Annotated in this window: 7 protein-coding genes; all 7 read right to left on the bottom strand. The window is 68.1% G+C overall.

From position 1 onward, the window contains the following. Window positions 1-2,892 carry an excinuclease ABC subunit UvrA gene (gene uvrA, locus EAO79_RS14070; protein ID WP_124769362.1) on the bottom strand — a complete coding sequence of 964 codons (2,892 nt, stop codon included), beginning with the start codon at window positions 2,890-2,892 and terminating at the stop codon, window positions 1-3. Window positions 2,893-2,971: 79 nt separating this feature from the next. Next, entirely contained in the window at window positions 2,972-5,038 is a 2,067-nt protein-coding gene (gene uvrB, locus EAO79_RS14065) for an excinuclease ABC subunit UvrB (protein WP_124769361.1), read from the bottom strand. Window positions 5,039-5,106: 68 nt separating this feature from the next. Beyond that, window positions 5,107-5,736, bottom strand: coding sequence for a dephospho-CoA kinase (coaE, locus tag EAO79_RS14060; protein ID WP_124769360.1), 630 nt, complete (start codon window positions 5,734-5,736; stop codon window positions 5,107-5,109). 121 nt (window positions 5,737-5,857) lie between these two features. Beyond that, window positions 5,858-7,315 (bottom strand): 30S ribosomal protein S1, encoded by a 1,458-nt coding sequence (rpsA, locus tag EAO79_RS14055; RefSeq protein WP_056005690.1) that lies wholly within the window; start codon window positions 7,313-7,315, stop codon window positions 5,858-5,860. 174 nt (window positions 7,316-7,489) lie between these two features. Then, window positions 7,490-8,476: an epimerase gene (locus EAO79_RS14050; RefSeq protein WP_124769359.1), complete on the bottom strand. Its 987-nt coding sequence runs from the start codon at window positions 8,474-8,476 to the stop codon at window positions 7,490-7,492. Continuing rightward, window positions 8,473-10,149: a DUF885 domain-containing protein gene (locus tag EAO79_RS14045; RefSeq protein WP_124769358.1), complete on the bottom strand. Its 1,677-nt coding sequence runs from the start codon at window positions 10,147-10,149 to the stop codon at window positions 8,473-8,475. The genes EAO79_RS14050 and EAO79_RS14045 overlap by 4 nt, the downstream gene beginning before the upstream one ends. A 54-nt stretch (window positions 10,150-10,203) precedes the next feature. Beyond that, a complete protein-coding gene (gene polA / locus EAO79_RS14040) occupies window positions 10,204-12,864 on the bottom strand; it encodes a DNA polymerase I (RefSeq protein ID WP_124769357.1) in 2,661 nt (886 codons plus the stop codon). Window positions 12,865-12,918: the final 54 nt, after the last annotated feature.

The following is a 12,918-nucleotide window of genomic DNA, read 5'->3' as shown; positions in this document are numbered from 1 at the left end:
TCAGCCCGCCTTGCGGCTGCCGCCGGCCTCTGCCTCGAACAGTTCGTTCAGGAAGAAGCCCGTGTGGCTGCCGGGGACCGTCGCGAGGTGCTCCGGTGTCCCGGTGGCGAGGACCGTCCCACCACCGGCTCCACCCTCGGGGCCCATGTCGATGAGCCAGTCTGCGGACTTGATGACGTCGAGGTTGTGCTCGATCACGATGACCGTGTTGCCCTTGTCGACGAGCCCGCCGAGGACGAGCAGCAGTTTCCGGACGTCTTCGAAGTGCAGACCCGTGGTCGGCTCGTCGAGGACGTAGACACTGCGTCCGTTGCTCCGCCGCTGCAGCTCCGTCGCGAGCTTCACGCGCTGGGCCTCGCCACCGGACAGCGTCGTGGCGCTCTGGCCGAGACGGACGTAGCCCAGGCCGACCTCGACGAGCGTCTTCAGGAACCGGTGGATCGAGGAGATCGGCTCGAAGAAGTCGGCAGCCTCGGCGATCGGCATGTCGAGGACCTCGGCGATGTTCTTGCCCTTGTAGTGGATGGTCAGGGTGTCGCGGTTGTACCGCGCTCCCCCGCACACCTCGCAGGCAACGTAGACGTCGGGCAGGAAGTTCATCTCGATCTTGATCGTGCCGTCGCCCGAGCAGGCCTCACAGCGGCCGCCCTTGACGTTGAAGCTGAACCTGCCGGCGAGGTAGCCGCGGACCTTGGCCTCCTGCGTCTCCGCGAAGAGGTTGCGGATCTTGTCGAAGACGCCCGTGTACGTGGCGGGGTTCGAGCGCGGGGTGCGGCCGATGGGCGCCTGGTCGACGTGGACGACCTTGTCGAGGTGCTCCAGACCCGTGACCCTGGTGTGCTTGCCGGGCAGCTTGCGCGCGCCGTTCAGCTTGTTCGCCAGGACCCGGTACAGGACGTCGTTGACGAGCGAGGACTTCCCGGAGCCGCTCACGCCGGTGACGGCGGTGAGGACCCCGAGCGGGAAGTCCGCGCTGACTTTCTTCAGGTTGTTGGCCTGCGCTCCGATCACCTGGATCTGACGCTTCGTGTCGATCGGACGACGCTTCGCCGGGATCTCGATGGCCTTGCGGCCGGAGAGGTAGTCACCGGTGAGGGACTCGGTGTTGGCCTCGAGCGCCTCGTACGACCCGGAGTGCACGACACGGCCGCCGTTGACGCCCGCGCCGGGACCGATGTCGACGATCCAGTCGGCGGTGCGGATGGTGTCCTCGTCGTGTTCGACGACGATCAGCGTGTTGCCGAGGTCGCGCAGGGCCACGAGGGTCTCGATGAGACGGCGGTTGTCGCGCTGGTGCAGGCCGATGCTCGGTTCGTCGAGGACGTAGAGCACGCCGGTGAGTCCCGAGCCGATCTGCGTCGCGAGGCGGATGCGCTGCGCCTCTCCGCCCGAGAGGGAGCCGGCGGTCCGGGCCAGGTCGAGGTAGTTGAGTCCGACCTGGATCAGGAAGTCGAGTCGGACCTTGATCTCGCGCAACACCTGCGCGGCGATGTGGGCCTCGCGGTCGCTCAGCTCGAGGCGGTCCATGAACGCGCGGGCGTCGGAGAGGCTCAGTTCGGCGACCTCGGCGATGTTGTGCTCGTGGATCAGGACGGAGAGGACCTCGGGCTTGAGGCGACGACCGCCGCAGACCTGGCACGGGACTTCGCGCAGGTACTCGGACCAGCGCACGCGCTGGCTGTCGGTGTCGGCCTGGAGGTACTGACGCTCGATGTACGGGATGACGCCCTCGAAGCCCGAGGAGTAGCTCATCTCGCGGCCGAAGCGGTTCTTCCACTTGACCTTGACCTTGAAGTTGTCGCCGCGGAGCACCGCCTCCTGGACCGACGCCGGCAGGTCGCGCCAGGGGGTGTCGAGCGAGAAGTCGAGGTCGCGGGCCAGCCCGCCGAGCAGCTTCTCGTAGTACTGGTAGAGCCCCTTGCCCTGGGTGGTCCACGGGACGATGACGCCCTCGTTGATGCTGAGCTCCTCGTCGCCGAGGAGCAGCTCCGCGTCGACCGACATGCGCGTGCCGAGGCCCGAGCACTCCGGGCAGGCGCCGAACGGGGCGTTGAACGAGAACGTCCGCGGCTCGATCTCCGTCAGCTGCAACGGGTGGTTGTTCGGACAGGAGAGCTTCTCGGAGAAGGTGCGCCAGGCGTCGTCGCCCTCCTCGTCGACGAAGTTGATCGTCACGAGGCCGTCGGTGAGCTGCAGTGCCGTCTCGAGGGAGTCGGTCAGGCGACCGAGGATCTCGGGCCCGGCGACGAGGCGGTCGACGACGACCGCGATGTCGTGCTTGACCTGCTTCTTGAGGGTCGGCGGTTCCGCGAGCTGGATCGCCTCGCCGTCGACGATGGCGCGCGCGAAGCCCTTGGCCGAGAGCTCCTTGAAGAGGTCGACGAACTCGCCCTTCTTCTGGCTCACGACGGGGGCGACGATCTGGTAGCGGCGTCGCTCCTCGAGCTCCATCAGCTGGTCGGCGATCTGCTGCACCGTCTGACGCTGGATGACCTCGCCGCAGACCGGGCAGTGCGGGACGCCGATGCGCGCCCAGAGCAACCGCATGTAGTCGTAGACCTCGGTGATCGTCCCGACGGTCGACCGGGGGTTGCGGTTCGTGGACTTCTGGTCGATCGAGACCGCGGGGCTCAGGCCCTCGATGAAGTCGACGTCCGGGCGGTCCACCTGACCGAGGAACTGGCGGGCGTACGCCGAGAGCGACTCGACGTAGCGTCGCTGGCCCTCGGCGAAGATCGTGTCGAAGGCGAGTGAGGACTTCCCCGAGCCCGAGAGACCAGTGAAGACGACGAGCGAGTCGCGAGGGATCTCGAGGTCGACGTTCTGAAGATTGTGGACGCGGGCACCGCGGACGCTGAGCGTGGAGTGGTGATCTACCTTGGCAATTGACACCCTTCGAGTCTACGCAGCACCACCGACACCGGACTCCCGAGCGGTGTCTGTGGTACTGCGCTCTCAGCGAAGCGGCGGACTAGATGTGCCCGGCCTTGGCCATTTGTCGAAGTTCCTGCTTGAGTTCGGAGACCTCGTCGCGGAGACGGCCGGCGAGTTCGAACTTGAGCTCCGCCGCGGCGGCCAGCATCTGCGCGTTGAGGTCCGCGATGATCGACTCGAGGTCGTTCGCGCCCTCGGCGGCGATGCCCTCCCGCCGCAGGTTCGGCGTCGGGCTCTTCTTCTTGCCGTTGTCGCGTCCGGCGAGCAGTGCCGCGGTGTCCGCGCCTTCCCGGGCGAGCGCCTCGGTGATGTCTGCGATCCGCTTGCGCAGCGGCTGCGGATCGATCCCGCGCTCCTCGTTGTAGGCGACCTGCTTCTCGCGGCGACGGTCCGTCTCCTCGATCGCGCGCTTCATCGAGTCGGTCAGGACGTCGGCGTACATGTGGACCTCGCCGGACACGTTGCGGGCGGCGCGACCGATCGTCTGGATGAGCGACGTGGACGAGCGCAGGAAGCCCTCCTTGTCGGCGTCGAGGATCGCGACGAGCGAGACCTCCGGGAGGTCGAGGCCCTCTCGCAGCAGGTTGATGCCGATGAGGACGTCGTAGACGCCCTGCCGGAGTTCGCTCAACAGCTCGACCCGCCGCAGGGTGTCGACGTCGGAGTGCAGGTAGCGGACGCGCACGCCGGCCTCGGTCAGGAAGTCGGTGAGCTCCTCCGCCATCTTCTTGGTGAGGGTGGTGACGAGGACGCGTTCGTCGCGCTCGGCGCGGACCCGGATCTCCTCGAGGAGGTCGTCGATCTGGCCGTTGGAGGGCTTCACGATGATCGCCGGGTCGACGAGGCCGGTCGGGCGGATGATCTGCTCGACGATGCCGTCCGCGATGCCCATCTCGTACTTGCCCGGCGTCGCCGAGAGGTACACCGTCTGGCCGACGCGGTTCTTGAACTCGTCCCACCGGAGCGGGCGGTTGTCCATCGCACTCGGGAGTCGGAACCCGTGCTCGACGAGGGTGCGCTTGCGGGAGGCGTCGCCCTCGAACATCGCGCCGATCTGCGGGACGGTGACATGCGACTCGTCGATGACGGTGAGGAAGTCGTCGGGGAAGTAGTCGAGGAGGCAGTTCGGTGCCTCGCCGGCCGAGCGGCCGTCGATGTGGCGCGAGTAGTTCTCGATGCCGGAGCAGAAGCCGATCTGCTGCATCATCTCGAGGTCGAAGGTGGTGCGCATGCGGAGCCGCTGGGCCTCGAGGAGCTTGCCCTCGCGTTCGAGCGACTGGAGCCGCTCCGCCAGCTCCTCCTGGATGGTGCCGATGGCGCGCTGGATCGTCTGCGGGCTGGCGGCGTAGTGGGAGGCCGGGAACACCGACACCGCGTCGAGCTTCTTCACGACGTCGCCGGTGAGCGGGTGCAGGGCGTAGAGGGCCTCGATCTCGTCGCCGAAGAACTCGATGCGGATCGCGAGCTCCTCGTAGACCGGGATGATCTCGATGGTGTCGCCGCGCACACGGAAGTTGCCGCGCGAGAAGTCGACGTCGTTGCGGTTGTACTGCATACCGACGAACTTGCGGATGAGTCGGTCGCGCCCGATGCTCTGCCCGACCTGCAGCGCCGCCATCGCCTCCAGGTACTCCTCCGCCGCACCGAGGCCGTAGATGCACGACACGGTCGACACGACGATGACGTCGCGACGGCTCAGCAGCGAGTTGGTGGTCGAGTGCCGCAGCCGCTCGACCTCGGCGTTGATCGACGAGTCCTTCTCGATGAAGGTGTCGGTCTGTGGGACGTAGGCCTCGGGCTGGTAGTAGTCGTAGTAGGAGACGAAGTACTCGACCGCGTTGTTCGGCATGAGCTCGCGGAACTCGTTCGCCAGCTGGGCCGCGAGCGTCTTGTTGTGCGCGAGGACGAGCGTCGGGCGCTGGACGGCTTCGATGAGCCAGGCGGTCGTCGCGGACTTGCCGGTACCTGTGGCGCCCAACAGGACGACGTCGGTCTCGCCGGCGTTGATGCGCCCGGACAGCTGCTCGATGGCGGCGGGCTGATCGCCGCTCGGCTCGTACTCGCTGATCACCTCGAAGGGGCGGACGGCGCGTGTTGGTTCCATGCTCCGAGTCTACGGAGGGCCACCGACACCACTGCCCCGCTTCGCCCACAGCGGAGCGCGCGAAGCGCTCAGACGCCGTCCTGACGGTCGGGCGCCCGTACAGCGGCCGCGGCGGCGCGGTGCCAGACCGCGTCGACCTGGCTGAGGGTGTGCTCGAGCGAGCCGGCGGTGTCGATCACCACGTCGGCGACGGCGGCGCGCTGCTCCTCGGTCGCCTGGGCCGCGATCCGTCGTTCCGCCTCGCCCCGGTCGAGCCCGCGGAGGTCGACGAGCCGACGGGCGCGCTCCCCCTCCGGAGCTGCGGCGACGACCACGAGGTCGAACTCGTCGGCGCGGCCGGTCTCGACGAGCAGCGGGACGTCGTAGACGACGACGGCGCCGGGGTCGCTCGAGGCTTCGGCGATCCGGGCCTGTGAACACCGCTTGACCTCCGGGTGCACGATGGCGTTGAGGTCGGCCCGCGCCTGGTCGTCGGCGAAGACGATGGAGCCGAGCGCAGCTCGGTCGAGTGCTCCGTCGGGCCCGATCACGTCGGCGCCGAAGCGCTCCGCGATGGCGGCCAGTCCCGGGGTCCCCGGCTCGACGGCCTCTCGTGAGAGGACGTCCGCGTCGATGACGACGGCGCCGTGTTCAGCGAGCCGGGCAGCGATGGTCGATTTGCCGGAGGCGATCCCGCCGGTGAGGCCGATGAGGTACATGTCAGCCAGCGTACCCGCGGAGCGTGCAGCGCCTTCGACGAGCGCCCCTCGCACAACGCAGCAGGGGGCCGCCCGAAGGCGACCCCCTGCTGGACACCGACGCTGGTCGGCGCTGGTGGGACTAGTTGCTCGAGAGCTTCTCGCGGAGGGCCGCGAGGGACTCGTCGTCAGCGAGCGTGCCGCCGCCGGCGGAGTCGCTCGAGAACGAGGAGCCGGCCGACGAGGACGCGGTCGACGAGGAAGCCTGGTTGGCCTCTTCGACGGCTGCGGCAGCGACCTGCTTCTTGTGCGCTTCCCAACGAGCCTGGGCGGCAGCGTAGTCCTGCTCCCACTTCTCGCGCTCGGCGTCGAAGCCTTCCTTCCACTCCTGCGTCTCGGCGTCGAAGCCCTCGGGGTACTTGTAGTTCCCGAGCTCGTCGTACTCCGTGAGCATGCCGTAGAGGGCCGGGTCGAACTCGGTGCCCTCGGGGTCGACACCCTCGTTGGCCTGCTTGAGGCTCAGCGAGATGCGGCGACGCTCGAGGTCGATGTCGATGACCTTGACGAAGACCTCTTCGCCGACCGAAACGACCTGCTCGGCGAGCTCGACGTGCTTGCCGGAGAGCTCCGAGATGTGCACGAGTCCCTCGATGCCGTCTGCGACGCGGACGAACGCACCGAACGGGACGAGCTTGGTGACCTTACCCGGTGCAACCTGGCCGATGGCGTGGGTGCGGGCGAAGACCTGCCACGGGTCCTCCTGGGTCGCCTTGAGCGACAGCGAGACGCGCTCGCGGTCCAGGTCGACCTCGAGGATCTCGACGGTGACTTCCTGACCGACCTCGACGACCTCGCTGGCGTGCTCGATGTGCTTCCAGCTGAGCTCGGAGACGTGGACGAGACCGTCGACGCCGCCGAGGTCGACGAACGCGCCGAAGTTGACGATCGAGGAGACGACGCCCTTGCGGACCTGTCCCTTCTGGAGGTTGTTGAGGAAGGTGGTGCGGCTCTCGGACTGCGTCTGCTCGAGGAGCGCACGGCGCGACAGGACCACGTTGTTGCGGTTCTTGTCGAGCTCGAGGATCTTCGCCTCGATCTCCTGGCCGAGGTACGGCGTGAGGTCGCGGACGCGGCGCAGCTCGATGAGCGAGGCCGGGAGGAAGCCACGGAGGCCGATGTCGACGATGAGGCCGCCCTTGACGACCTCGATGACCGAACCGGTGACGACGCCGTCGGATTCCTTGATCTTCTCCACGTCGCCCCAAGCACGCTCGTACTGTGCGCGCTTCTTCGACAGGATCAGACGGCCTTCCTTGTCCTCCTTCTGGAGAACGAGAGCCTCGATCGTGTCGCCGACGTTGACGACCTCGGAGGGGTCGACGTCGTGCTTGATGGAGAGTTCACGCGAGGGGATGACACCCTCGGTCTTGTAGCCGACGTCGAGGAGGACCTCGTCGCGGTCGATCTTCACGACGGTGCCCTCGATGAGGTCGCCGTCGTTGAAGAACTTCAGAGTCTTTTCGACCGCTGCGAGGAAGTCCTCAGCAGATCCGATGTCGTTGATTGCGACCTGCTTGGGGGCGGTCGTTGCGCTTGTCATGTAGTAATTGCTCCAGGTGGACAATGATTCAGGCCAGCCTCGCGCACGGCTCCGGATCCGTGGATGACCACGGACGTTGATCGAAGCGATGCTGTTGTGTGAACCGATCCGGGGATCGGTGTCGCTCTGCGAGACGGGCAGGCGGATAGGACGTCACAATTGTGACAGTCCAGTCTAGCGATTTTCCGGGTGCGCCGGCAAGCCGCGGTCGGAGAGGATGTCCCGCAGTGCTGGATCGAGCGTCGGGTGCTCGAACCGGTAGCCCGCCCGCAGCAACCGCTCCGGCATCGCCCAGCGACTCTTCAGGACCAGTTCGCTCTCGGTCCGCAGGATGGACATCCCGATCTCCAGCAACCAGCGGGGCGCGGGGAGGCCGACCGGCATCCCGAGCGCGTACCGCAGGGTCCGCATGAATCCGCGGTTGTCGGTGGGGTTCGGGGACGTCACGTTGACGACCCCGTCGAGTTCGGGACGGCCACGGAGGAACCGGACGATGCCGACGACGTCGTCAAGATGGATCCAGCTGAACCGCTGCCGTCCGCCCGGCGTCCCGAACCGGTGATCCGTGCCGGCGGCACGACGCGATCGGGAACTGGGCCAGTGACCGTCCCGTTGGGGTCCGCCGAGGCCGAGGCGCGCCAACCAACGGAGCGGGGTGAGCGCTCCGCCGTCGCCCAGGACGATCGCGATGCGGAGGGCGACCCGTCGTGTCCCGGGCAGCTCGTCCGCGAAGAACACCTGCTCCCAGGCGGTCGCGACGTCGACGGAGAACCCGGAACCGATCTCGCCGTCGTCCTCCGTCATCGGGCGGTCGTCGGCATGGCGGTAGATCGTGGCGGTCGACGAGTTGATCCACAGCGGCGGAGGCGAGGCGGCTGCACGCACCGCCCGCGCCAGCTCCGTCGTCGTGTCCACGCGGGACCGGAGGATCTCGGCGCGGTTCGACGGGGTGTAGCGACAGTTCACACTCTTCCCGGCGAGGTTGACCAGGAGGTCGGCACCGTCGACCAGCCGGGCGATGCCCGTGTGGTCACCCCACCGCGCGTCGGCGGCACCGCGCCCGATGACGGAGACGGTGGCGCCGTCGGCCCGGAACGACTCGACCAGACGACGCCCGATGAACCCGGACGCGCCGGCGACGACGATCCGTTCGGTCGTCATCCGAGCATCGCCGACCGCAGCGTGTCGAGCCCGACGCCACCGAGGTCCAGTGCCCGACGGTGGAAGTCCTTGATGTCGAAGGCGTCCCCGGCGCGGCGGGCCGCGTCGTCGCGGAGCTGTTCCCAGATGCGCTGGCCGATCTTGTACGACGGCGCCTGGCCGGGCCAACCGAGGTACCGGTTGACCTCGAACCGGACGAACTCCGGCGACATGTTGACGTTGCGACCCATGAAGTCGAAGGCGTACTCGGCGGTCCAGGTCCCGCTGCCGTCCGGGAGCGGCTTGCCGAGGTGCACGCCGATGTCGAGGACGACGCGGGCAGCGCGCATCCGCTGACCGTCGAGCATGCCCAGGCGGTCCGCCGGGTCGTCGAGGTATCCGAGCTGTTCCATCAGGCGCTCGGCGTAGAGCGCCCAGCCCTCGGCGTGGCCGGAGGTGCCGGCGAGCTGTCGACGCCAGAGGTTGAGCGTCTTCCGGTTGACGACGGCCTGCCCGATCTGCAGGTGATGTCCTGGCACACCCTCGTGGTAGACGGTCGTGAGCTCGCGCCACGTGTCGAACTCGGTGACGCCGGCGGGGACGGACCACCACATGCGGCCAGGGCGAGAGAAGTCGTCCGTCGGGCCGGTGTAGTAGATCCCACCCTCCTGCGTCGGCGCGATCATGCACTCGAGCGCGCGGATCTCCTGCGGGATGTCGAAGTGCGTCCGCCCCAGCTCCTCGACCGCACGGTCACTCGTCTCCTGCATCCACCGCTGGAGCGCGTCGGTGCCGTGCAGCTTGCGCGCCGGATCCTGTTCGAGGAAGGCGACCGCCTCCTCGACGGACGCGCCGGGGAGGATCTCGTTCGCGATCGCCTCCTGCTCCGACACCATGCGCGCCAGTTCCTCGATGCCCCACTCGTAGCTCTCGTCGAGGTCGACCGTCGCGCCGAGGAAACGGCGGGACTGCAGCGCGTAGAGCTCGCGGCCGATGGCGTCCTCCTGGGTTGCAGCAGGCAGCAGTTCGTGCGCGAGGAAGTCCGCCAGACGGTTGTAGGCGACGGCTGCGGCACCGGCACCCGTCGAGAGTTCGCCGGCGAGGGACGCCGGGAGCTGGCCGTCCGCCGGTCCGGCGTTGGCGGCGAAGCCGATGAAGAACCCGTCGCCGGCGCCGGTGCGGAGGACCTGCTCGTACACCTCGGCCACCTGACGGCGTGCCGGGGTGATCCCCCGGGCGATGCCCGCGCGCAGGGTCTCGATGTACCCGTCGACCGCGTCCGGCAACGCGCCGAGGCGGGTCCGGATGGTGCTCCAGTCCTCGACCGTGGCCGTCGGCATCAGGTCGAAGACGTCGCGCAGCTCCTGCGACGGCGACGCGATCACGTTGAGGTCGCGGTACTGGAGACCGGCCTCCGACGAGGCGAGGTCGAGCTCCAGCTCCGCCGAGAGGTCGGTCTGGGTGACGCGGTCGACGGCGTCGACCGGTGCGGCGGACCGCAGCTCGCGAAGCGTGCGCGACGCGGCTTCGATGTACGCCTCGTGCCCGGCCGGCGAGTAATCGCCGTACCGTCCGCCGATGTCCGTGCGGCCGATGTAGGTACCGACCTCCGGCTTCAGCTGGACGAGGGTCTCCACCCAGCTCTCGGCGATGACGTCGATCGGTGTGCTCTGACGAGGTTCTTCGTGGGACATGACGTCGAGCCTAGTCCGCACCCGTCCGGCGCCGGGTGCGGACCTGCGGGGCGCTCAGTGGGCTGCGGCGTCCCAATCGTGCCCGCGGCCGATCTGGACCTCCAGCGGCACCGACAGCTCGGCGGCACCCGCCATCTGTGCTCGGACGATGCGCTCCAGGGCGTCCCACTCCCCTTCTGCGACCTCGAAGATCAGTTCGTCGTGCACCTGCAGCATCATCTGCGAGCTGAGGGATTCGGAGCGCAGCTCGGACTCGATGCCGATCATGGCGCGCTTCATGATGTCGGCGGCCGAACCCTGGATCGGGGCGTTCAGCGCCTGACGTTCGGCGTTCTCCCTGACCAGTCGGTTGGGGCTCGAGAGCTCGGGGAAGAGCCTCCGACGACCGAAGATCGTCTCGGTGTAGCCGTCGAGCTTCGCCTGCTCGACGACGTTGCGCAGGTAGTCGCGGACCGCACCGAAGCGCTCGAAGTAGTCGACCATGAGCTGCTTCGCCTCAGCGCTCGAGATCCGCAGCTGCTTCGAGAGCCCGAACGCGCTCAGACCGTAGGCGAGTCCGTACGACATCGCCTTCACCTTGTTGCGCATCGCGGGCGTGACGTCCTCGGCGGCGACGCCGAAGATGCGCGCGCCGACGAAGCGGTGGAGGTCCTCGCCGGATTTGAACGCCTCGATGAGGCCGGCGTCGCCGGAGAGGTGCGCCATGATCCGCATCTCGATCTGCGAGTAGTCGGCGGTCAGCAGGGTCTCGTACCCGGAGCCGGCTTGGAAGGCGGCACGGATGCGGCGTCCCTCCTCGGTGCGCACGGGGATGTTCTGCAGGTTCGGGTCGGTCGAGGAGATCCGACCGGTGCTGGTCCCGATCTGCACGTACGTCGTGTGGATGCGGCCGTCGGGCGTGATCGCCTTGTCGAGCGTCTCCACGATCTGGCGGAGCTTCGTCGCATCGCGGTGTTCGAGGAGAAGCCCGAGGAACGGATGCGGGCTCTTCTCCTGGAGATCGGCCAGGGCGCCGGCGTCCGTCGAGAAGCCCGTCTTGTTGGCGCGTGTCTTCGGCATGGCGAGCTGGTCGAAGAGGACCTCCTGCAGCTGCTTCGGTGATCCGAGGTTGACCTCGCGGCCGATCTCCTCATACGCGTTGCTCGCGAGCTCCGCGGCCCGGTTGCCGAGCTGCTCGGACAGGCCGCTCAGGATATCGTGGTCGACCGTCACGCCGGTCAGCTCCATGTGGGCCAGCACCTGGAGGACCGGCAGCTCCATGTCGAGCAGGACGCCGAGTGACCCGGCGTCGAGCGCCGTGCGGGTCGCCTCGGCGACGCGGAGGGCGTACCAGGCGGTGCCGCCGGCACCCACGGGGTCGGTCTCGGGGACGAGCTGGTTCGGGTCGGCGACCGGCATCGTCTCGTCGAGATAGCGCGTGATGAGGTCGGCGATCGTCTTGTCGCCGCCGCTCGGACGCAGGAGCCAACCGGCGACCGCGGTGTCGTAGCCGAGACCGCCGACCGTCAGGCCGGCGCGCGTGACCGCCTGGAGCTGCGGCTTGGCGTCGTGCATGATCTTCGGGGCGTCGCTCGCCAACCACGCCTCGAGCGGCGCGTAGTCGGCCTCACCGGGACGCCAGGCGAGCGAGACGATCTCCGTGGGCGTCGCGAGGCCGGCTGCGACCGGCAGGCCTCCGTCGAGGTCGAGGTGGAGACCGATCCCGGCGGGATGTGCGGCGACGGCACGGGTGATCCACGCCTCGAGCTCTTCGTCGAGCAGCTCCTTCTGCGGTGGCATGACCATGCCGCCCGCCTGCGGCGCGGACACATCCGTGTTGGCCTCGAGTCCGTCGAGTTTGAGGACCCGATCGAGCAGCGTGCGGAACTCGAGCCGCCCGAAGACGGCCGCCACCGCGTCCGCGTCGATCGGTCGGCGTTCGAGGTCCTTCGGTCCGACAGGCAGTTCGACGTCGGTGAGGAGCCGGTTGAGGCGGCGGTTGCGGACCGCGTTCTCCTTGTGCTCGCGGAGGCTCTCCCCCACCTTGCCGGCGATCTCGTCGGCGCGCTCGAGGATCTGCTCGAGGGAGCCGAACTGGTTGAGCCACTTCACGGCGGTCTTCTCGCCGACCTTCGGGATGCCCGGGAGGTTGTCGCTCGTCTCGCCGACGAGCGCCGCGATCTCCGGGTACTGCTCCGGCCGGATGCCGTAGCGCTCGAAGACTTTGGCTCCGTCGTACCGGGTGAGCGCGGAGACGCCCTGGCTCGACGGGTACAGCAGGGTGACGTCGTCGGTGACGAGCTGGATGGTGTCGCGGTCGCCGGAGACGACGAGCACGCGGAAGCCCTCCTCCGCGCCCTGCTTGGCGAGGGTGGCGAGGATGTCGTCGGCCTCGTAGTCCTCTTTGCTGATCGTCGTGATGTTCATCGCCTTGAGCGCCTCTTCGAGCAGCGGCACCTGTCCCTTGAACTCCGCCGGGGTCTCACCCCGCGTGCCCTTGTACTCGGGGTACTCGCGGGTGCGGAAGGAACGGCGCGAGATGTCGAACGCCACGGCGATGTGACTCGGGTTCTCGTTCTTGAGCAGGCTGATCAGCATGGAGATGAAGCCGTGGATGGCGTTCGTGTGCTGACCGTCGCGGGTTTGGAAGCTGTCGACCGGCAGGGCGTAGAACGCCCGGAATGCGAGCGAGTGGCCGTCGACGACGAGGAGGGTAGGCTTTTCTGATTCCGACACGCGCCCAGCCTACAAGCCGGTGCCGACACGGCTCAGGCCCGATCCGAAGGTGGA

Source organism: Plantibacter sp. PA-3-X8 (genome assembly GCF_003856975.1).
Classification (GTDB): domain Bacteria; phylum Actinomycetota; class Actinomycetes; order Actinomycetales; family Microbacteriaceae; genus Plantibacter; species Plantibacter auratus.
Note: the sequence above shows the minus strand (reverse complement) of the source record. Positions and strands in the feature narration are given on the sequence as shown.